General features: G+C 36.7%; 19 protein-coding genes. 9 read left to right on the top strand and 10 right to left on the bottom strand.

From position 1 onward, the window contains the following. Positions 1-9 precede the first annotated feature (9 nt). Genes ACFJGY_RS03325 through ACFJGY_RS03295 form a run of 7 tightly spaced genes read left to right on the top strand, consistent with a single transcriptional unit; the run spans position 10 to position 4633 of the window. Positions 10-765, top strand: a complete 756-nt coding sequence (locus ACFJGY_RS03325; protein WP_379968110.1) for a polysaccharide deacetylase family protein — start codon at positions 10-12, stop codon at positions 763-765. After that, positions 758-1384, top strand: a complete 627-nt coding sequence (locus ACFJGY_RS03320; protein WP_379968108.1) for an outer membrane lipoprotein carrier protein LolA — start codon at positions 758-760, stop codon at positions 1382-1384. Before ACFJGY_RS03325 ends, ACFJGY_RS03320 begins: the two co-directional genes overlap by 8 nt. After that, positions 1350-1985 (top strand): hypothetical protein, encoded by a 636-nt coding sequence (locus ACFJGY_RS03315; RefSeq protein WP_379968106.1) that lies wholly within the window; start codon positions 1350-1352, stop codon positions 1983-1985. Before ACFJGY_RS03320 ends, ACFJGY_RS03315 begins: the two co-directional genes overlap by 35 nt. Before the next feature lie 12 nt (positions 1986-1997). Beyond that, complete coding sequence (locus tag ACFJGY_RS03310; RefSeq protein ID WP_379968104.1) at positions 1998-2600, top strand: outer membrane beta-barrel protein; 603 nt, start codon at positions 1998-2000, stop codon at positions 2598-2600. Continuing rightward, entirely contained in the window at positions 2600-2977 is a 378-nt protein-coding gene (locus ACFJGY_RS03305; RefSeq protein ID WP_379968102.1) for a 3-hydroxyacyl-ACP dehydratase, read from the top strand. The genes ACFJGY_RS03310 and ACFJGY_RS03305 overlap by 1 nt, the downstream gene beginning before the upstream one ends. Next, positions 2974-3459 carry a hypothetical protein gene (locus ACFJGY_RS03300; RefSeq protein ID WP_379968100.1) on the top strand — a complete coding sequence of 162 codons (486 nt, stop codon included), beginning with the start codon at positions 2974-2976 and terminating at the stop codon, positions 3457-3459. The genes ACFJGY_RS03305 and ACFJGY_RS03300 overlap by 4 nt, the downstream gene beginning before the upstream one ends. Before the next feature lies 1 nt (position 3460). Further along, positions 3461-4633: a DUF2062 domain-containing protein gene (locus ACFJGY_RS03295; protein ID WP_379968098.1), complete on the top strand. Its 1173-nt coding sequence runs from the start codon at positions 3461-3463 to the stop codon at positions 4631-4633. Between the two features lie 24 nt (positions 4634-4657). Here the strand turns inward: ACFJGY_RS03295 and ACFJGY_RS03290 are convergent, their stop codons facing one another. The 8 genes from ACFJGY_RS03290 to hutH form a co-directional block, all read right to left on the bottom strand. After that, positions 4658-6319, bottom strand: coding sequence for a C45 family autoproteolytic acyltransferase/hydolase (locus ACFJGY_RS03290; RefSeq protein WP_379968096.1), 1662 nt, complete (start codon positions 6317-6319; stop codon positions 4658-4660). Next, positions 6309-7841, bottom strand: coding sequence for a phytoene desaturase family protein (locus tag ACFJGY_RS03285; protein WP_379968094.1), 1533 nt, complete (start codon positions 7839-7841; stop codon positions 6309-6311). Before ACFJGY_RS03285 ends, ACFJGY_RS03290 begins: the two co-directional genes overlap by 11 nt. 226 nt (positions 7842-8067) lie before the next feature. Further along, positions 8068-8952, bottom strand: a complete 885-nt coding sequence (locus tag ACFJGY_RS03280; protein ID WP_379968092.1) for a lipid A biosynthesis acyltransferase — start codon at positions 8950-8952, stop codon at positions 8068-8070. A gap of 80 nt (positions 8953-9032) precedes the next feature. Continuing rightward, complete coding sequence (locus ACFJGY_RS03275) at positions 9033-9284, bottom strand: acyl carrier protein (RefSeq protein ID WP_379968090.1); 252 nt, start codon at positions 9282-9284, stop codon at positions 9033-9035. 8 nt (positions 9285-9292) lie between these two features. Then, complete coding sequence (locus tag ACFJGY_RS03270; protein WP_379968088.1) at positions 9293-10513, bottom strand: beta-ketoacyl-[acyl-carrier-protein] synthase family protein; 1221 nt, start codon at positions 10511-10513, stop codon at positions 9293-9295. 27 nt (positions 10514-10540) lie between these two features. After that, positions 10541-11272 (bottom strand): 3-oxoacyl-ACP reductase FabG, encoded by a 732-nt coding sequence (fabG, locus tag ACFJGY_RS03265; protein WP_379968086.1) that lies wholly within the window; start codon positions 11270-11272, stop codon positions 10541-10543. Positions 11273-11284: 12 nt separating this feature from the next. Continuing rightward, on the bottom strand, positions 11285-12391 hold the full coding sequence (locus ACFJGY_RS03260) for a WG repeat-containing protein (protein ID WP_379968084.1): 1107 nt from the start codon (positions 12389-12391) through the stop codon (positions 11285-11287). A gap of 1 nt (position 12392) precedes the next feature. Then, positions 12393-13916 carry a histidine ammonia-lyase gene (hutH, locus tag ACFJGY_RS03255; RefSeq protein ID WP_379968082.1) on the bottom strand — a complete coding sequence of 508 codons (1524 nt, stop codon included), beginning with the start codon at positions 13914-13916 and terminating at the stop codon, positions 12393-12395. Between the two features lie 87 nt (positions 13917-14003). On the opposite strand from hutH, the gene ACFJGY_RS03250 reads away from it, so the two are divergent. Further along, the gene (locus ACFJGY_RS03250; RefSeq protein ID WP_379968080.1) at positions 14004-15260 is read left to right on the top strand and encodes an NAD(P)/FAD-dependent oxidoreductase; all 1257 of its coding nucleotides are present in this window, start codon (positions 14004-14006) and stop codon (positions 15258-15260) included. Positions 15261-15282: 22 nt separating this feature from the next. On the opposite strand, the gene ACFJGY_RS03245 is transcribed toward ACFJGY_RS03250, so the two are convergent. Both ACFJGY_RS03245 and ACFJGY_RS03240 read right to left on the bottom strand, forming a co-directional pair. Further along, on the bottom strand, positions 15283-15885 hold the full coding sequence (locus ACFJGY_RS03245; protein WP_379968078.1) for a hypothetical protein: 603 nt from the start codon (positions 15883-15885) through the stop codon (positions 15283-15285). Between the two features lie 21 nt (positions 15886-15906). After that, positions 15907-17202 (bottom strand): phenylacetate--CoA ligase family protein, encoded by a 1296-nt coding sequence (locus ACFJGY_RS03240; protein WP_379968076.1) that lies wholly within the window; start codon positions 17200-17202, stop codon positions 15907-15909. Positions 17203-17368: 166 nt separating this feature from the next. On the opposite strand from ACFJGY_RS03240, the gene ileS reads away from it, so the two are divergent. Next, positions 17369-20935, top strand: coding sequence for an isoleucine--tRNA ligase (gene ileS, locus ACFJGY_RS03235; protein WP_379968074.1), 3567 nt, complete (start codon positions 17369-17371; stop codon positions 20933-20935). Positions 20936-21064: the final 129 nt, after the last annotated feature.

The raw sequence follows: 21064 nt of genomic DNA, 5'->3' as shown, positions 1-21064 counted from the left end.
TAAATAGAGATGAAACATTATCAATTTATCCTGTTTTATCTTATCTCAAATATCATTATTTACCTTTTTCAGGGAAGTGTTTGGTTATACTTGGCTTGGTTTTTCGTTTTTTTAGCCGTCATAGTTTGGGGTTCGTTTGATATTCAGCTTGGATATTTTGTTAATTCTATCATTAATAAACAAACAAAAATTAAAGAAGTGGCTCTGACTTTCGATGATGGACCGACTGAATTTACGCCGAAATTTCTGGATTTATTAAAAGAAAATCAAATCACAGCCACCTTTTTCTGCATCGGAAAACAGATTGAAAAATATCCTGAAACTTTTAAGAGAATTATTTCCGAAGGTCATACAATTGGAAATCATACCTATTCACATTCCAACAAAACCGGATTTTTATCGACTTCAAAAATGATTGAAGAAATAGAAAAATGTGATGAAGTAATTTCTAAAATCGGAAATATTAAAACTGATTTATACCGACCTCCTTTTGGCGTTACCAATCCGAATATTGCAAAAGCCATCAAGAAAACCCACAAAAAAAGTATCGGCTGGAATGTCCGCTCACTTGACACAGTAACTGATGATGAAAAAAAAATCCACAACCGAATTACCAAAAACCTGCAAAAAGGAAGCATCATTCTGCTTCACGACACTTCCGAGAAAACTTATAATGTTTTGGTCGAATTATTGTTATTTTTGGAACGTGAAAAGTATTCGACTTTCACGATTGATTCAATTATAAATCAGAAAAATAATGTTTAAAAATATAGCTTTCTTCGCCTATTTATTAATTTCAAGTTTCGTTTTTTCGCAAAATACCGCAATGTCCTCGGCGGAAGCAAAAGCATTTGTGACAAAAATTTATGCCGAAACTAAAGAAATTAAAACCTTGCAGAGCGACTTTGTTCAGACTAAAAAATTGGATTTTCTGGACAAAAATATTGTGACTTACGGGAAAATGTCTTTAAAAACGCCAAATACGCTAAGCTGGAAATACACAAAACCTTATCAATACAGTATTATCTTTAAGGATAATAAAATTCTCATCAACGATCAGGGTAAAAAATCTTCAGTTGATGCAAAAAGTAAAACGTTTGAAAAAATCAACAAACTGATTGTTGGAAGTTCCAACGGGAAAATGTTCAATGACCCGGAATTCTCTGTCACTTATTTTAAAAATGGAAATTTCAACATCGCTAAATTTATTCCAAAATCTGCTCAATTATTGAAATATATTAAGCAAATAGAACTTCAGTTTCCTAAAAATGAATCGACAGTTTCTCAAGTTAATATGACGGAAGCATCTGGAGATACTACAAATATCGTCTTCAAAAACACAAAAATCAATGCGCCGATTTCTGAGTCTGAGTTTTCTCTATAGTCTGATTTTAATATCGTCCATTTCTTGTAAAACGTATCAATTAGCAGGTGTTACTCCAATTTCAACCTCTGAAAAAACGGTTGAAAATCTTTATTTTTCATCAAAAGAAGATTATGTTTATAAATGTCAGATGGATGTTTACAGCAATCACATCAGCGGAATTCTTATCATTAAAAAAATATCAGAAACGGCTCATCGTGTTGTAATGACAACGGATTTTGGAAACAAAATGATTGATTTCGAAATCTCTGAAAATGATTTTAAGCTCAATTATGTTCTCGCAGATTTAGATAAAAAAATGGTCATTAATTTTCTTAAGAACGACTTTCAGGAATTATTGAAACAAAAATACCCTATAAATGAAAGTTTTGAAAACAACGATTCTAAAATTTATCTATCCGAAAATGGCAAGAAAAAATATTATTTATTTCTAAATAAAAAAAGCGGATTGCTGGATCAAATCATTTACACACAAAACGATAGAGAAAAGATTGATTTTACTTTTGAGGCAAAAAAACATACTTTTGCAGAAACGATCAATCTTCTTCACAAAGATTTTAAGATCAACATCAAACTAAACCAAATCACCGAAAACGACTAAACTCTTATTTTCATGAGAAAATTTTATTTTTTATTTCTATTACTGGCAGCCAGTTTTGTTTTTTCGCAGGTCACTTTCAGACCCGGAATCAGAGGCGGCGTCAATTTTGCAAAATTCACAGAATCCGACAGCGGTATTTACAACTGGTTTGAGTCAACCAGCCTTTGGGAAGGCGAAGAAAAAGTCCGAACGCAATATGTTACAGACTTCTACATCGGCGCTTACGGTACAATCAGATTTTCTAAAGTCTATGCTTTGCAGCCGGAAATCAACTATTCCAGACAGGGGACAATTCTGAAAACCAGCATGGAAAAGCAGAAATCGGAACTTGCTTATGTGTCGCTTCAGGCGGTCAACAAGTTTTATTTAAATAAATTTAATCTTCAGGCAGGTTTGAGCATAGACATTCTGGTTCAGAGGAAAAATTTTGATCCTTATTACAGACAAGACACAGACCTTGGGATTTTGGTCGGAGCAGGTTATGATATTACCAAAAATTTTGGTATTGAGGCAAGATTCAAAAAAGGTATGGTTTCGCAGCTGAAAACAACCAGCGAGCAGCATACCAATCTTCTTTTCCAGGCAGGGATTTATTACACTTTTGATATAAAATAATGGCAGCAGAAAGCATTTTAAATAATTTTTACGAACTCACTTCTCACGAATCCGAAAATAATATTTTCCGGGCAAAGATCACCCTAAACAAAGATCACGACATCTTCAAAGGTCATTTTCCTGGAAATCCGGTGACGCCTGGTGTTTGCATGATGCAGATTGTAAAAGACCTTGCCGAAAAATTTACAGATTCAAAATTGTTTTTGAAATCGGCTTCCAATGTTAAGTTTATGGCGATCATCAATCCTTTTGAAACACCGGATCTGGTTTTGGAACTGGATATCACAGAGAAAGACGGCGACATAAAAGTAAAGAACACGACTACTTTTGGCGAAACAATTGCATTGAAAATGTCAGTTAATTACACCAAAATATGAAACTCTTAATTTCTTTTCTAAGCGTACTGTTTTTATTTTTTCAGACTTCTGATTTGGAAGCATTGAGAAACAGCTATTCTAAGGCAAATATTTCCAACGAAAATGCTAAAAACTTCATCGAATTAGTTGAAAAGAAAACATCTTCCGACCCAATAATAACTGCCTACAAAGCGGCGGCAAAAATAATGGAAGCGAAAGTTACCACAGAAAAAAACAAGCGGAAATCTTTTGTGAAAACAGGTGCAAAGAGCCTGGAAAGCATCATTGCAAGTAATCCGAATAACGCAGAATTGCGCGTGATAAGGATGAGCGTACAGGAAAATCTTCCGAAAATTGTAGGGTATAATAAGAATCTGAAAGAAGATAAAACCTTTCTTATTGCCAATTACAGCAAGCAAAACACTGATTTGAAAAGCTATATCAAACAATTTGCAGCGCAATCTAAAACCATAACAGCAGCCGAAAAAGCTTCATTAAAATAAAATGACCATCCAAGAAGTACAAAATGCAATTTCTGAAAAGAAAATCTGCGTTTTAATCCCTACTTACAACAATGAAAAAACGCTGAAAAGAGTGATAGACGGCGTTCTGGATTACACCCAAAATATCATTGTCGTGAACGATGGTTCTACCGATGCAACACAACTGATAATCAGCAATTACACTCACATTTCAGCTATCCATTTACCGGAAAATAAAGGTAAAGGAAATGCCCTAAAAATAGGTTTTCGAAAAGCAATAGAATTAGGTTTTAACTTTGCCATTACAATCGATTCTGACGGGCAGCATTATCCTGACGATATTCCTGTTTTTGTGGAAGCTCTGCTTAAAGAAAACGAAGATGTTTTGCTCATCGGAAACCGAAATATGTCGCAAGACGGCATCCCGAAAAAAAGCAGTTTTGGAAACAATTTTTCTAATTTCTGGTTTTGGTTTGAGACCGGAATCAAGCTTCAGGACACACAATCCGGCTACAGACTTTATCCGTTAAACAAAATTCCGAAGAAATATTTTACGCCAAAATTCGAGTTCGAAATTGAGATTATCGTAAGAACTGCCTGGCGACATATTCCGGTGAAAAATGTTTCGGTGAAAGTTCTATATGACCCTGCGGAAAGAGTTTCACATTTCAGGCCATTCAGAGATTTTACGAGAATCAGTATTCTGAATACTATTCTGGTTTTCATCACTTTAGTTTATATTATTCCACGAAATTTCATTAATAATTTCAGGAAGAAAAGTTTCAAAAGATTCATTAAGGAAGACGTTTTGGAAAGCGACGGAAGCAACAGAACCAAAGCATTTTCTATTGCTTTAGGCGTTTTCATCGGATTGTCACCGGTCTGGGGATTTCAGACGTTTTTGACGATTTCTTTATCCGTAATTTTCAAGCTCAACAAAGTGCTGGCATTCGTCTCTTCCAACATCAGTTTTCCGCCGTTTATTCCGTTCATTATTGCCGCTTCTTTGTTTATTGGTGCGCCTTTCGTGAGTGGTGAAACCGACTTTCTGAATCATGAACTCAACTTTGAACTGGTCAAAAATCACCTGCTTCAATATATCATTGGAAGTATGATTCTGGCAACTTCGGTCTCCACAATTTTGGGCGCTGGTTTTTATCTTTTCCTGAATAAAATCAATCCTGAAAATGGTTAGGATTAATGACAAAGTAATGTTACATCATCTTAATTTTCTCAACGTCTTCTTCAAATATTTCTCAACATTCTTTTTGTCAGGAACGGTTGTAATCTCCTTCGTCAAAGCTTTTTCGAATTGAATTTTCGCTTCCTGATAATCTTTTTGTTGATAATAGTATTTTCCAATCTGATAATAAACTACCCAAAAATCTGGATTTAAAGATTGATATTCTTGAATTAAATCCTCAGAACGCAAAATCTCTTTTTCTGATAATAATTCCTGAAATTCGGCATATGCAAATCTAAATTCTTCATAATTTCTAAATTCCTGAGAATCCACAAAAGTATCTTTCGCAATATTCAGTTCTGAAGTTGCAAATTCTCCGGTTTTCAATCGTTCCTCAGAGAAGATTTTATTCAAATCATAACAGACAAATTCGCCCAATTGGTAAGGATTTGAAGAAACCCAAACCAGTCTTTTCTCTGGCGAAAAAATCACAGCGTGATGCGCCAAAAGCTGGTTCAAAGCTTTCTCATTTCCATAACCGATTTTTTCTCCTTTCAAACCAGATTTATCTCGTAAAATAGAAGCCATTTTTTCAGGATTCAACTTTTGGTTTTCATTCAATAATTCTTGAAGCTTCTCATACCGATATTCCGAATGACTTTCCGCAATTTGCTTCTGATTCCGCTCGTCATCTTTGTAAGCCTCAGACTGAAAATGATTCGTACAAACCAACTGACTCGAATTTTTGACATTGTAAACGCCGAAATTATCCGGTGAAACCTCAATAATGACAGCACTTTTATCATTCGCACTTCCCACCAAAATTGATTCTGAGACGAAGACTTTTCGCTTTTTTGCAATCGCAATGGCTTCATCAATATTTTTAGCAAACTGTAGGATTTCTCTCGTCACCAATGAAATCGGTGTTTTTGCGGTCATCGGAACTTTGGATTTTCCGGCATTGATAGTGACTGTAATTCCTTCCTTATTCATTCCGGAAACCACACCAATCATTCCCGGCCAGCTGACTGACATATATGGAATTCCGTTTTCCGGTTCTACAAATTCCACCAACTTGTTTTTTGCAAAATCGTCGCCGACATAAAAATCGAAATTTCTCCCAATCAACAAATCGCCATCTTCTGTATTTTCGTTCCAAACAGCCAAGGACGAACAGCCGACCATAGCCAAATCCTGCATCGCGTGGCCAATGTCGTGTGCGCCGTGCAAGTACAAACTTCTGAGATATTTTGGTGCGATAAAGTTATATTTATCCGATGAATATTGGGATAAACCGTAGATTTCGGTTTGATAATCTTCACGAACATTCAAATACATTTTGCGGTTGTACCATTTTAGGAAACCATTCAGCAATTTTTGTTTGAATTTTGAAGGCACAAAACCTTCGACCTTCGAAAAGAAAATCGCTTCCTGATTCTGCATCAAACTTTGAGTCAACGCCCCATTGTTATACCCCAATTGCAAAGGATTTCCTTGGATGTAAAGTTCCCAAAGTTGCTGTTTATTTTTGGTCAGATAATTTTGTTTGAAGCTAAAAGTTGAATCGTTTACTTTTTCAACTTTCGGAATCTCAAGAGAATATTGGCTAATTTCCGGAACGTGATGAATCGACTTTGAAACGCCACACGAGATGACATTTAAAACAAAAAACAGATAAAGTAGAGTTCTATTTTTCATTGGTTTGCTTTAAAACTTGAGTCAATCTTTCGTCAATTAATTCCTTTCCCAAAATCTCGGAACACGTTACGAATGCGCCAATTGTACATCCCAAAATTCCGTGCATATTTACGCTTTGACCTGTCAGAAAAAGGTTGCTGACTTTGGTTTTTGGCGAAAAAATCGTTTTCATCGGATTGGAAGAATCTTTTTTGTAGCCGTACATATTGCCCTTGTAACCGCCGATGTAATCCCGATATGAAAGTGGCGAAGAAGTGTGAACAGCTTTGATTTGGGAGCGCAATTCAGGGAATTTCTTTTCGATTTCTGAAATTAACTTTTCAGCTTTTTCACTTTTGAAATCTTCATATTCCTGTCCTCTTTCCTGATTTTCCGCCACTGTGTGGAAAGTATTTTCCCATCGTTTGACCTCATCGTAATTCATATAAGTAAGAATGGTCAAACTTTCTGCGAACTCCGGATTTTGTTTGGAAACCGTTGAAGAAAGCATATAAGATTCCGGCCAGTTTTCCTCAGAATAATCGGATTGATTCCAAACTTGACTTTCGTTTTTGTAATGGTAATAATTGAAATTAAAATGTTTAAAAGTCTTCGGTTTCAAAACGATATAAACACTGAAACAGGAACTGATTGGTTTCAGATCATTGATTCTGTTGGTAAAAGATTTTTTCAGACGGTCTTTTCCTACCATATTCATTGTGGTTCTGAGCTCAATATTCGAAATAAATTTTTTAGCAAAGAACCCTTTTCCGTTTTTTGTTTTGACTGATTTTAAAACATTTTCTACATCAAAAATCATTTCAGAAACTTCGGAATGTTTGTAAACTTCTGCGCCGTAATTTCTCAATTGTTTGATCAGTAATTTTGAAATCTGACTTCCGCCATTTGTACATTTATAGGTGCTTTGGATGTAGGAATTGACCGTCAAAGCGTGAACGTAAAGCGGCGTTTCGCTTGCTCCGGCATATAGAAAATTTGATCCAGACAAAACCGCCTGTAATTTCTTGTTTGATGTAATCGATTTTATAAATTCTTTGGCATTGATATACAGAATTTCTTCATCATACTTTCCTTCGCCAACAAGATTGTATCTTGGAAATTGGTTACAGACATTTTGAATCTCCTCCACATATTTTGTCAGATTCTCTTTTTCTTCCGGGAAAATTTTGGACAATTGTTCGACAAAATTCTCATAACCCTGGGAATGCGGGTATTCTATTTCGTCATTATCAAAAGTGATTTTATCGAATCCATTTTCATCCATTTTTTCGAGATTCAAATCTTGGATGATGTCGAGATATGTGAAATATTGATGTAGATTCTGACCTTCGGAAAGTCCGCCCAAATAGTGGACGCCTGTATCGAAAATGAGTTTGTCACGGGAAAAAGTCTGGAGATTTCCGCCGTACTGGTTATTCTTTTCCAATACGCACACTTTCAGTCCTTCTTTCGCCAAAACCAAGGCTGAAACAAGTCCACCGATGCCGCTACCGATAACGAGTATGTCGTATTGTTTTTTCAATGAATATTTTATTTTTAACGCAAAACTCGCTAAGGTATATAAAAAATTATTGTGAACACTTTAAGATTCGCAAAGACGTAAACTCATCAAAGCAATACATTTAGCGTTGAATCTGCAGCCCGGCTTGAGTGGACTCTTCGAGAGCCTCAGAGTGACAACTGGGATCCCTTCGACTTCGCTCAGGATAAACTATAGACGGATTAAGTTGCCATAAATATATTGAAAATCAATCAATATTGTCCCAAAAGTCGAAGTAATTGAACCATTGGAGCGGATATTTTTTGAGCATCGATTCCAGATTTTGGACGTAGGAGTTGAGTAAGCCTTGTGAATCTCGGTTTTTGATGTTCTGAGCGACTCTTGCATAGAGATGATAATGGAGATTTTTTTCCTTCATCACGTAAACGTAAACCACGGGAACGCGCAATCTGGAGGCGATGAGGAAAGGTCCTGCGGGAAATTTGGCAGTTTTATTGAGTAATTCTGCCTCCAGAAATTTTGAACCTTCGAAATATCGGTCGCCTGTAAAACAAATCAGCTCGTTGTTGGATAAAGCTTCATTAATCTGGAAAATATGCGACATATCGTCTTTCACATAGATGGATTTGATGTTGCTTTTCTTGACGGAAATACTTTCCATATATTCCCTAATAACGGTAACTTCCTGGTCTGTTGTGACCAAATTAATCTGAGCATCAAAATCTATGTCAGAAAAAAAATGTTCGGCGATTTCGAAATTTCCGATGTGTGCGCTGATGAGAACGCCCCCTTTTTTCTCTGCGAGAAGATTTTTGAGGTTTTCGATACCGTCGAATTCGTAGGTGAATCGGCTTCTTAATCCTACGGAAATGGCGGTTTTGTCAATCAGAACTTTACCAAAAATAAAATAGCTTTTGAAAACGGACAATTTGGTTTTCAAAGCACTGTAATTCAGTCTTTTTTTGAAATAATAAGAGATATATTGGTTGCTTTTCTTCTCGAAAATGAAGTAATAAGTCGCAACGAAATAGAGAACAAAATATGAACTACGGATTCCGATATTCCTGATGCACCAGACGAAAATCCGGTAGCCTAATATCGTTCCCTTGGATTTGCCTTTCCATTTGTTCATAGTTTCAATTTAACAATGAATCAATTTAACAGTTTAACAATAATTCAAAATAATGTTACATTGCTAGATTGAAAAAATTGTTACACCTTTTCACTGATTTTTTGTTCTATCGTGTTATAGAAATCTTCAAACGTGATGACTTTTTTGAAGTCTGCCTCACCTAATTTCACCCCAAAATTAGATTCGATAACCACGACCATATCGATATAATCCAGACTGTCCAAGCCCAGTGTAGTCTTGAAGTTGGCATCATTTAAAATATCATCACGATCAACTTCAAATTCATTAACCAAAAAATCATTTACAACAGCAACAATTTTTTCTTTTTCCATAACTTTATTTAAACAAATTTTTTAACAATCAATGCGGAGTTTGTACCTCCGAATCCGAAAGAATTCGACAAAAATACGTCAATTTTTTGATTTTTTGTTTCAGTTATGAGATTAATCTTCTTAGCGTCTTCGTCTGGATTTTCAAGATTGATATTCGGTGCGACAAAATCATTCTGCATCATCAGAATAGAATAAATAATTTCGCTTGCGCCGGCCATCCAGCACTCGTGTCCGGTCATGGATTTGGTAGAACTTACAGGAATTTCGTTTCCGAAAATCTCATAGATTGCTTTGGCTTCATTCGCGTCTCCCACGGGGGTTGAAGTTGCGTGAGCATTGATATAATCGATATCTTTTGGTGAGAGTTCGGCCTGTTTCAAAGATCTTTCCATTGCCAGAGTTGGACCGTCCACATTGGGTGTGGAAATATGTCCGCCGTTGGATGAGAAACCGTAACCGACAATTTCTGCTAAAATATTGGCACCTCTTCTTTGTGCAGATTCCAGACTTTCAACAATTAAGGTTGCTGCACCGCCGCTTGGAATCAGTCCATCTCTGTCGGAATCAAAAGGTCTTGAGGCTTTCGCCGGTTCATCTTCACGAACAGAAAAAACGCCTAATCCATCGAAACTTGCCATTGAGAATTTGTTGGTTTCTTGTGCGCCTCCACAAACCACAATATCCTGCATCCCGTTCTTAATCAATATATAAGCTAATCCTAAAGAATGCGAACCGCTGGCACAAGCAGCGCTAATCGTCAGGTTAATTCCTCTAAGTTTGAATATCGTGGAAAGGTTCATCGTCACAGTGGAATTCATTGATTTGAAAATTGCACCAGAGCCCATCAGGGTTGTATCCTTCTTTTCTTTTACAATGTCAATCGCCTCTACAACTGCCTGAGAAACACTGTCATTACCGTATAAAATCCCTACTTCATTATTATCTAAAAACGCCTGTTCAATCCCAGCCTGTTTCAAAGCATCGATGGTAGCCAGATAAGCATATTCGCTTTCTTCGCCCATACTGATGCGCTGTCTTCTGTTGAGAAGTGACTTCAGTTCCGGCTTCGGAACACGACCGGTCAAACCTGATCTGTAACCAAATTCTTTTCTTTCCTCATCCAAAACAATTCCGGATTTCCCCTGATAGAGCGACTCTTTGACTTCTTCCAAAGAGATCCCAATGCAGGAATAAATTCCCATTCCGGTGATGACGACTCTATTTTCCATTTGCAAATATTCTACTTATAATATTGATTATGAGTAAATTCCTCCATTGATATTAATCACTTCACCTGTGATGTAAGATGATTTTCTTGAAGCCAAAAAAGCCACCAGATCTGCCACTTCTTCTGCTTCACCAAAACGGTTTGCCGGAATCATTGCCTTCAACTCATTCTCATCAAAATCCTGCGTCATATCGGTTTTTATAAATCCCGGCGCAACTGCATTTACCGTGATATTTCTTTTAGCAACTTCCTGAGCCAAAGCCTTTGTAGCGCCAACAACTGCGCCTTTTGCAGCCGAATAGTTGGTTTGTCCAGCGGTACCTTTCACTCCGGAAACAGAGACCATATTGATGATTCTTCCGTATTTGTTTCTTAACAGTTTCTGAATGAAAAAATTGGTCACATTGAAAAAACCGTTCAAACTTGTGTTGATCACAGAATTCCAGTCCTCGGATTTCATCCACATAAAAAGTCCGTCTCTTGTGATTCCAGCGTTGTTTACAATCACTTCTACCAAAGATTCCGGATTCTTCTCCTGCCAATCGCCAAGAACTTGCAAAGTTTCTTCTGCATTACCAACATCAAATTTAAGAATTTCTCCGGTAGAGCCAAGCTCTTTAACTTTAGCTAAGGTTTCCTTTGCAGCTGCTTCATTCGAAGTATAGTTAATAAGAATATGATAGTTTTTCTCTTCTGCCAATTTCAGACAGATTGCTCTACCAATTCCTCTGGATCCTCCTGTTATGATTGCACATTTCATTGGTTACTATTTTTAGTTTTGAAAAAGTTCTGCGTTAGAGAACCATTTGTTCCCTAACAGGTTTCCTGATTTATCAATAAAACCCCATTTTCCTGATTTTTTGACTCTGGAAATTCCGTTATTGAAACCTTTATTTTTCTCATTGAATCCGAAACTTACAGAAATATCATAATCCATTGGGATAATTAATTTCCCTGTTTTATCAATAAATCCCCAATCTTTTCCCTTCACAGGAGCAAGACCATCATTGCTGAAAACCTCTGCATCGTTGTAAGCCGGTTCTATGATGAAGTCACCTTTTATATCAATAAATCCCCATTTATTATCAACGTAAGCGGGCGCAAGATCTTGATTAAAACCTCTGGCTTTGTCAAATTTAGGTTCGATAATCCAATTCCCTTTTCTGTCTACAAATCCTATCTTTTTATTTTTCCGGGCATACGTCATTGGCTGATTTCCAAAATCCCAAATCTTGTCTGCTCCATCCACCGCATTGAAATCTTTTCCATCAATAATACCTAGAGTAAGAACTTTCTGAGCCCAGGCCATTCCATTGACATATTCTCCGATATCCGAATATTCCAGAGGAACAACAATATTGCCTTTGTTATCAATAATTCCCCAGTGATTATCTTTATAAATCCTGGCAAAACCGTTTTGAAAAGGCTTAATAATAGTATATTCCTGAGGGATAATTATTTTACCTTCCTTGTCAAAAGCTCCAATCTTATCTCCTGCTTTCATAAAAGCTAAGCCATCGTTAAAGTCATAAAGCTTGTCAGAATTTGGCATCGTCAGTTTTTCACCTTTTTTATTGATATAAAACCAGGTTTTGTCTTTTTCTACAATGCAAATTCCGTCGTGGAAATCTTTTACATTAGTAAATGTTGGATCAATTACCATATTTCCATCTTTTTCGATAAATCCCCAGAACTGACCTACTTTTACAGCTGCTAAGCCGTCTGAGAAACTTTTTGCAGCTTCGAATTTTGGCTGGATTACGTAATCGCCTGACTTATTGATAAATCCAATCTTAGAATTTTCTTTAACCAAAGCCAGCTCTTGTGAAAAGAACATTTGCACAAAACTTAACAGAAAAAAAACGGATAATTTTTTCATATTACTTATAGCTTTTCAGATATTGTTTTACTTTTTCGAGATAAGGATACATCACCATATCTTCTGAAAATGCAGGAATTATTTTTCTGATCTCCGTATATAATTCTTTCGTCGATGATGAAATCTTATCTTGAAAACCAAGATATTCCACCGCCTGAACGATTGTGATTGCCTCAATCGCCAGAACTTCGAAAGCATTCTCAATTACTTTTCTGCAAATCACCGCTGCATTGGTTCCCATACTTACAATATCCTGATTATCATTATTATTCGGAATACTGTGAACGTACATTGGATTGGATAACATTTGGCTTTCTGCGGTTGTAGAAGTCGCTGTGAACTGAACACCCTGCATCCCAAAATTGAATCCCAGCTTACCCAAATTGACGAAAGGCGGAAAAATCTCATTGATCTTAGCATTTAACAAGTAGTTCAATTGTCTTTCGGCTAACATTGTCAGTTTCGTCACAACGATTTTGAGCTTGTCCATTTCGAGCGAAATATAATCACCGTGGAAATTTCCGCCATGATAAACGTGCTGATCTTCAACATTAATGATTGGATTGTCGTTCGCAGAGTTGATCTCATTCTCAAGAACTTCTTCCGAATATTCCAAAGTATCCAGAACCGGACCCAAAATCTGCGGAACGCATCTCAAAGAATAGTATTCCTGAACTTTTTCCTTGAAAACTTTGTCCTGTTCTTCGAAACTTGTATAAAGATGGTCTTCTCTTTTTCTAATTAATTTACTGTCAGACAAATATGAGCGCATTTTCTCCGCCACTTTCTGTTGTCCCAAATGTTTTTTGGTTGCATTAAGCGATTCTGAAAAATGATCATCATAAGCCTGAACAAGCTCGTTGATGGCACAAGATAATTTGATAGAAATTTCAGTTAACTGATTGGCTTTGTAAGAGTTGACAATTCCAATTCCTGACATCACGGAAGTTCCGTTCATCAACGCAAGACCTTCACGGATCTCCACTTTGATTGGTTCAAGACCTTCAGTTTCAAAAACTTCTTTCGTCGATTTTCTTTCGCCTTTGTAAAAAACCTCGCCTTCACCAATTAATACTAAAGCTAAATGTGCTAATTGAACCAGATCGCCACTTGCACCAACACCGCCGTGCTCGAATATCAACGGCGTAATATTCCTGTTTATCAATTCTTTAAGTAAATAAATAACAGAATCATGAACACCCGAACGACCAAGCGATAACGTGTTGAGTCTCGCCAGCATACAAGCCTTCACCTCATCTGCAGGCAAGGGATTTCCAATGCCGGAAGAGTGGCTTCTGATGAGATTATATTGAAGTTGATGCGTGTCCTCATCATTAATTTTGAATTGAGCCATCGGTCCAAAACCGGTATTGACACCATAGATTACTTTATTTTTAGAAAATTCTTTAAGAAACCGGAAGCTCGCATTCACTCTTTGTAAAAGCGAATCGTCCAATTCTATATTTTCATTTTCAATGATTATTTTCTGGAAATCTCTAATATTTAGATGGTTGCTAATTTTCATTAATTATAATAATAAAAGATAAATTTGTAATATAATTAAATATATTGTCATTAATTTTGCGACAAAGATAAAAGTTTTATTAAACAAATGGACAAAGAAATTGTTGATGTTTTGGTTATCGGAGCCGGACCTTCGGGCTGCGTTTCCTCTGCTTTTCTCAAAAAGAACAACATCAATGTAAAAGTTGTTGAAAAAACACTATTTCCCAGATTGGTTGTCGGCGAAAGCCTGATTCCACGAGTGATGGATCATTTTGAAGAAGCCGGATTATTTCCTGCACTTGACAAAATGGGATTTGAAAAGAAACTGGGTGCCCGTTTTATGCGCGGAAATGAGGTTTGTATTTTCGATTTCAGTAACAAATTCGGGGAAGGCTGGGATTGGACGTGGCAGGTTCCTAGAGCAGATTTTGACAACACTTTGGCTCAGGAAGTCATCAACAAAGGTATCGATCTGGAATTTGAAACTGAAGTTATCGGAATAGAATTCAATGGAACAGATTCCATCACCACAGTTAAAAATAAAAACGGCGAAACGAAGGAAATCCACGCAAAATTCGTCATCGATTCCAGCGGGTATGGAAGAGTTTTGCCAAGATTATTAGATCTGGAAAAACCGTCGAAATTGTCTCCACATTCAGCTATTTTCTCTCACGTTAAAGACATTAATCGAGAAGAAGGTGTAGAAGGAACTTTGATCTCATTTGATATTATCGAAACCGAAGTCTGGCTTTGGGTGATTCCTTTTTCTGACGGCAATACAAGCGTCGGAATCGTTGGGCCAACTGATTATATTGATAAATTATCCGAGAATGGTGATACAACGAAAGCCTTAAGAAAAGCCATTTCACTTTCCGATTATTACGTTAAACGTTTCGGAGATGTGGATTTTCTTTTTGAACCGAGACATTTGAAAGATTATTCCTGTTCCGTCAAAAAATTATTCGGAGATGGATTTGCTTTGACCGGAAATGCATCTGAATTTTTGGACCCAGTTTTCTCATCAGGAATGGCGTTTGCCACAGAATCCGGAATGTTGGCAGCAAAATTAGCCCTAAGACAAATAAATGGCGAGACCATCGATTGGCAAAAGGAATATTCTGACTACATTTTATACGGTGTAAATGTTTTTACGACTTATGTGAAAGAATGGTACACGGGAAATCTACAGGAATTATTTTTCCATCAGCCGGAAAATCCCGATGTAAAGCGAAAAATCTGTGCCGTTCTTGCTGGTTACGTCTGGAACAAAGAAAATACTTTTGTGAGAATACATGATACCGCAATCAAGAACCTTGCGAATTTTATTAAGTTAGAAAAACTGGAGCAACAAAAAACGGTCTGAAGATTTTCAGACCGTTTTTATATTATTTAACAACTTTTCTCAAAGCCTTTCCGACTAGTTTTCCGGTCACTTCATAAGCTGCGGCAATCCTGCCATACTCCATCGTGAAATCTTTATTACTCTGCTTGCCCAAAACTTCAGCACCTTGTAATTTCATTATAACTTTAGACGGATTATCAGTTTCTACAAAGATCAGATCTGATGTCAGTTTTCCTTCTTGTGCAACCAAACCAGCGTGCCAGCCAGCATAGACCCATTTTGTATCAATGATCAAAGTATATTTTGCTTTAACATCTTTTTTGAAAACAACTTTCTTTGACCATCCATTTACACCTTTCAGAAAATAATTTAGATATTCTGTGTCTTTATAATTCTGCCAGGCATCTATCCATTTTTGCCAGGCTGCAGCATTTTTCTTTGCTAAAGTTTCGGTTTTTCTTCTTTCAAGGTATTGTGCTTCTGTATAGTTCTCTGCTTGGAAAAGTACATTTTCAAATTTGAGTTGCACATTAACTTCAGTTTGGTCTTTCAAAAAATCAAAAGTTCCGAATTCAAAATTCAATTGATTTTGAGCAAATGTAATTGTCGTAAACATAAGAACGACAAGTAATAATAATTTTTTCATAGTTATTAATTGAGTCAAATTTTAATTTCGTAAATCTATAAAATTAATTGGTTTTCGGCTATTTGGATTAAAGACATTTTTCGACAACACTTCAAAATCCAAAACTTCAATTTTTGGGCTGACTCTCAGTTTTGCACGGAAATGATCTCGCACTTCATCCACAAAATTTTCGATTTCGTCTTCCGTACTTATTTTAATAATGATTTCATCCAAGCCGATTTCGTTTGATTTGATGACAATCTGATAACAGGAAACGTTTCTGAAATCATTCATAATGTCGTTCATCGCTGGCGGATAAAGTGTGGTTCCTTTGTACTTGATCATCTGCTGTTTTCTTCCCAAGACTGGACCAAGCCGCATTGTATTTCTTCCACATTTGCATGGTTCGTAATGCGCTTTTACCAAATCTCCGGTTTTAAATCTTAATAACGGAACCGCTTCTACACCTAAAGTTGTGATGGTCAATTCGCCACTTTCGCCTTCTTCCACGGGATTTTCATTTTCATCAAGGATTTCTGTGATGATGAGTTCCGGATGATGATGACCGCCAACTTGGAATTCACACTCCGTAAAAGCCGTGCTCATTTCTGTAGAAGCGTATGTTGAAAACAATTGAATATCCCATCTTTCTTTAATTTTTTGGGACAGAATATTATCTGTGAAATCTTGATTTTTAAGACCTTCACCAATGCAGATTGCGCCGTAAATGCTCGAATTTTTATAATCAATGCCGTGTTTCTCTGCATAATCTATCATTTTCAAAAGAAAAGACGGAACGGTAATCAAATATTTCGGCTTATATCTGAAAATCGAATCCCATTGCAATTCCGGAATCCCAGGTCCCATTCTCACAACGCTCGCACCCATTTTCCGAAGCCCGAGAAAATAAGCTAAACCAGCCATAAATCTTTTATCGATGGTTGTAATCATCTGCACTACATCTCCTTTTTGGATTCCTGCGCAGGCAAAAGAAATCGCTTCGTTGTAAGCCAACCTTTCAAGATCATTATCTGATAATCCGAAAGTTACAGGATCTCCCAGAGTTCCGGAAGTCGTGCTGTAATCCACAATTTCAGTTTGAGGAACACAGAAAAAATCCTGATTGTTCGCCTGAATATCATTCTTAGAAGTCGTCGGGATTCTTGCTAAATCTTCCAGCGTTTTGATTTCATTAATATCAATTTTATTGTCATTAAATAATTTCTGATAAAACGGTGAATTGGATTTTAAGTAAACCAAAAGTTCTTTCAATTTACTCTCCTGAAAGGTTTTGATTGATTTTAAATCGGATTTTTCAATGGTTGGGTATAGTTCCAAGGATGATAATTTTATGTGACAAATTTATAAAAACATAAACCAATTTTATGATTCTGAATTTGAAGTTTTTAACATTCAGAAAGCGTATAAAAGATGCTTTAAAAATCGACAAAAATCACTAAATTCGCAAACTTAATCTATCAGAAACAGATTTCAGACATTGAAAATGAGCAAGTTCACCGAATATAAAAATCTTAGCCTTACCGAAACTGCAAAAAACGTCGCAGAATTTTGGAAAACCAACGATACTTTCAAAAAATCCGTAGAAATCCGCGAAGGACAACCGGAATTTGTTTTTTATGAAGGACCGCCTTCCGCCAACGGAATGCCTGGAATTCACCACGTGATGGCGAGAGCGATTAAAGATATTTTCTGTCGTTTCCAAACGCAATCCGGAAAACAGGTTTTCAGAAAAGCAGGTTGGGACACGCACGGCCTTCCTGTGGAATTGGGCGTTGAGAAAGAATTGGGAATTACCAAAGAAGACATTGGCAAAAAAATCAGCATCGAAGAATACAACGAAGCTTGTAAAAACGCCGTGATGCGATACACCGATGTTTGGAACGATATGACCGAAAAAATCGGTTATTGGGTGGATATGGAAAATCCGTACATCACCTACAAACCAAAATATATGGAGTCGGTCTGGTGGCTTTTGAAACAGATTTATGATAAAGGTTTGCTGTACAAAGGTTACACAATTCAGCCTTATTCTCCAAAAGCAGGAACAGGTTTATCTTCCCACGAAGTCAATCAACCAGGTGCTTACCGTGATGTTTCTGACACAACCGTTGTGGCGCAATTTAAAATCCAAAAAGCACCGGAAAACGCAAGCGAAACCTGGAAAAAATTATCAGCAATTGCTTATTCTGATTCCAAAATAGATACTTCTGAAATTGCAGGAGCCACTTGTGGAGGCGCTTTGCATTGGGCAGAATTTGACAATGAGCAACCAAAATCTGATGTTTATTTTCTTGCCTGGACGACAACGCCTTGGACTTTACCTTCCAACACGGCTTTGACTGTCGGACCAAAAATCGATTATGTTTTGGTAAAGACTTTCAACCAATATACTTTTGAGCCAATTAATATTGTTCTGGCGAAAGCTTTGGTTGGAAAACAATTTTCGAAAAAATATGTGGAAGGAACAGATGAAGATTTCGCCAATTACACTTCTGAGACAAAAGTAATTCCATATAAAATCTTAGCAGAATTCAAAGGTGCTGATTTGGTCGGAATTCAATATGAGCAACTTTTGGATTATGCCAAACCTTATCAAAATCCGGAAAACGCTTTCAGAGTAATTGCAGGAGATTTTGTAACGACTGAAGACGGAACAGGAATCGTACACACCGCGCCGACTTTTGGCGCAGATGATGCGAAAGTGGCGAAAGAAGCAACGCCTGAAGTTCCGCCGATGTTGGTTTTAGACGAGAATGGAAATCCTGTCCCGTTGGTTGATATGCAAGGTCGATTTTTATCAATTGTAAGCGATGAAACTTACGGTTTTGCGAATGAATATGTAAAGGGAGAATATCTTAATGAGGATGAAAAATCTGTAGAATTCAATATTCAGAAAGAGAATTTAAAATCAATTATCTCAGATTTGAAAGCGTATCTTTCTGTTGATGAGAGAATTGCATTAAAATTAAGAAAAGAAAACAAAGCCTTTAAGGTTGAAAAATATGTTCACAGTTATCCGCACAGTTGGAGAACTGATGAGCCTTTGCTGTATTATCCATTAGATTCTTGGTTCATTAAAGTGACTGATGTGAAAGACAGAATGTTCGATTTGAACGAAACCATCAACTGGAAACCAAAATCCACAGGTGAAGGCCGTTTCGGAAACTGGCTGAAAAATGCCAACGACTGGAATCTTTCCCGCTCAAGATATTGGGGAATTCCGTTGCCGATTTGGAGAACTGAGGATAAAAAAGAAGAAGTTTTAATCGGTTCTGTGGAAGAATTGTACAATGCGATAGAAAAATCCATCGAAGCCGGTTTCCAAAAAGAAAATCCTTTCAAAGGTTTTGAAATCGGAAATATGTCTGAGAAAAATTACGCAAAAGTTGACCTTCACAAAAATATTGTGGACCAAATCATTTTGGTTTCTGAATCCGGAAAACCGATGAAGCGCGAAAGCGATTTGATTGATGTTTGGTTTGATTCCGGAGCGATGCCTTATGCGCAATTGCATTATCCGTTTGAGAACAAAGAACAAGTTGACAACAACAAGGCTTTCCCGGCAGATTTCATTGCAGAAGGTGTTGACCAGACTCGTGGTTGGTTCTACACCTTGCACGCAATTGCAACGACGGTTTTTGATTCTGTTGCTTATAAAAATGTCGTTTCAAACGGTTTGGTTTTGGACAAAAACGGACAGAAAATGTCCAAACGTCTCGGAAACGCCGTTGACCCATTCGAAACACTTTCCGTTTACGGGCCGGATGCGACGCGTTGGTATATGATTTCCAATGCGAATCCTTGGGAAAATTTGAAATTCGATATTGAGGGCATTGATGAAGTGCGAAGAAAATTCTTCGGAACGCTTTACAATACTTACTCTTTCTTTGCTTTATATGCGAATGTTGACGGTTTCAAATACTTGGAAAGCAACATCGAGAATCGACCTGAAATCGACCGTTGGATTTTGTCTGAATTAAATTTATTAATAAAAGACGTGAAATTTTTCTACGAAGATTACGAACCGACAAAAGCATCAAGAGCAATCAATAATTTTGTTAATGACAACTTATCGAACTGGTATGTAAGACTTTGCAGAAGACGTTTCTGGAAAGGTGATTATTCTGATGACAAAATTTCTGCTTACCAAACGCTTTACACTTGTCTGGAAACGGTTGCAAAACTTTCTGCGCCAATTGCGCCATTCTTTATGGATCAGTTATTCCAGGACCTAAATAAAGTGACAGGAAAAGATTTGGTAAATTCTGTTCACCTGACAGATTTTCCAGTTGTGAATGAAAGCCTGATCGATCAGGATTTGGTTGAGAAAACACATTTGGCCCAGCAAATCACATCAATGGTTTTTTCGTTAAGAAAAAAAGAAAATGTAAAAGTTCGTCAGCCACTTCAAAAAGTGATGATTCCTGTTTTGGATAAGAAAACGGAGGAACAGATTTTAGCCGTTTCTGAGTTAATCAAACAAGAAGTGAATGTGAAGGAATTACAAATCATCAATTCCGAAGAAGCCTCGCATCTTATTGTAAAACAGATCAAACCGAACTTCAAAACCCTTGGGGCGAGATTAGGAAAAGATATGAAAACGGTTGCCGGAGAAATCTCCAACTTCACTTCTGAGCAGATTGCTTCATTAGAAAAAGAAGGAAAAGCTACTGTTTCCGGATACGAAATCACGACAGATGACGTTGAGATATTTACCAAAGATATCCCCGGATGGACCGTTGCTAGCGAAGGAAAAACAACTGTGGCATTAGATTTGACACTCACGGATGAATTGAAATCGGAAGGAATTGCGAGAGAGTTCATCAACAGGGTTCAGAATCTTAGGAAGGAAAAAGATTTTGATTTAACGGACAGAATATCAATCCAATTAGAAGAGAATTCGCCATTCCAGAAAGAACTTATTAACAATAATGCATATATTTCTGAAGAAGTATTGTCAGATAAAATAGAATTTGTAAATTCACTCTCGAATTTTGACGAAATAGAGATAGATGAAGAAAAATTCAAGATAAAAGTTGAGAAAAAATAAACGATTTTTTATTATTGTTAAGAAATTGTGAATTGATAATTCTTTATTGATATTTTTTAAATTTTATTTCTATACTTGTCTATTAATAAAAAAAGCGTGGCTGCTGAAATTCAAAAAAAGCTGAAAAAA

Source organism: Epilithonimonas sp. UC225_85 (genome assembly GCF_042695135.1).
Classification (GTDB): Bacteria; Bacteroidota; Bacteroidia; order Flavobacteriales; family Weeksellaceae; genus Epilithonimonas.
Note: the sequence above shows the minus strand (reverse complement) of the source record. Positions and strands in the feature narration are given on the sequence as shown.

Bases quoted from the DNA above. Each gene is read 5' to 3' on its own strand.
- ACFJGY_RS03250 (WP_379968080.1), top strand. From the start codon at position 14,004: ATGGACAAAGAAATTGTTGATGTTTTGGTTATCGGAGCCGGACCTTCG.
- ACFJGY_RS03270 (WP_379968088.1), bottom strand. From the start codon at position 10,513: ATGGAAAATAGAGTCGTCATCACCGGAATGGGAATTTATTCCTGCATT.
- ACFJGY_RS03315 (WP_379968106.1), top strand. From the start codon at position 1,350: ATGCGCCGATTTCTGAGTCTGAGTTTTCTCTATAGTCTGATTTTAATA.
- ACFJGY_RS03280 (WP_379968092.1), bottom strand. From the start codon at position 8,952: ATGAACAAATGGAAAGGCAAATCCAAGGGAACGATATTAGGCTACCGG.
- ACFJGY_RS03295 (WP_379968098.1), top strand. From the start codon at position 3,461: ATGACCATCCAAGAAGTACAAAATGCAATTTCTGAAAAGAAAATCTGC.
- ileS (WP_379968074.1), top strand. From the start codon at position 17,369: ATGAGCAAGTTCACCGAATATAAAAATCTTAGCCTTACCGAAACTGCA.
- ACFJGY_RS03300 (WP_379968100.1), top strand. From the start codon at position 2,974: ATGAAACTCTTAATTTCTTTTCTAAGCGTACTGTTTTTATTTTTTCAG.
- ACFJGY_RS03325 (WP_379968110.1), top strand. From the start codon at position 10: ATGAAACATTATCAATTTATCCTGTTTTATCTTATCTCAAATATCATT.
- fabG (WP_379968086.1), bottom strand. From the start codon at position 11,272: ATGAAATGTGCAATCATAACAGGAGGATCCAGAGGAATTGGTAGAGCA.
- hutH (WP_379968082.1), bottom strand. From the start codon at position 13,916: ATGAAAATTAGCAACCATCTAAATATTAGAGATTTCCAGAAAATAATC.
- ACFJGY_RS03275 (WP_379968090.1), bottom strand. From the start codon at position 9,284: ATGGAAAAAGAAAAAATTGTTGCTGTTGTAAATGATTTTTTGGTTAAT.
- ACFJGY_RS03320 (WP_379968108.1), top strand. From the start codon at position 758: ATGTTTAAAAATATAGCTTTCTTCGCCTATTTATTAATTTCAAGTTTC.
- ACFJGY_RS03305 (WP_379968102.1), top strand. From the start codon at position 2,600: ATGGCAGCAGAAAGCATTTTAAATAATTTTTACGAACTCACTTCTCAC.
- ACFJGY_RS03290 (WP_379968096.1), bottom strand. From the start codon at position 6,319: ATGAAAAATAGAACTCTACTTTATCTGTTTTTTGTTTTAAATGTCATC.
- ACFJGY_RS03310 (WP_379968104.1), top strand. From the start codon at position 1,998: ATGAGAAAATTTTATTTTTTATTTCTATTACTGGCAGCCAGTTTTGTT.
- ACFJGY_RS03245 (WP_379968078.1), bottom strand. From the start codon at position 15,885: ATGAAAAAATTATTATTACTTGTCGTTCTTATGTTTACGACAATTACA.
- ACFJGY_RS03260 (WP_379968084.1), bottom strand. From the start codon at position 12,391: ATGAAAAAATTATCCGTTTTTTTTCTGTTAAGTTTTGTGCAAATGTTC.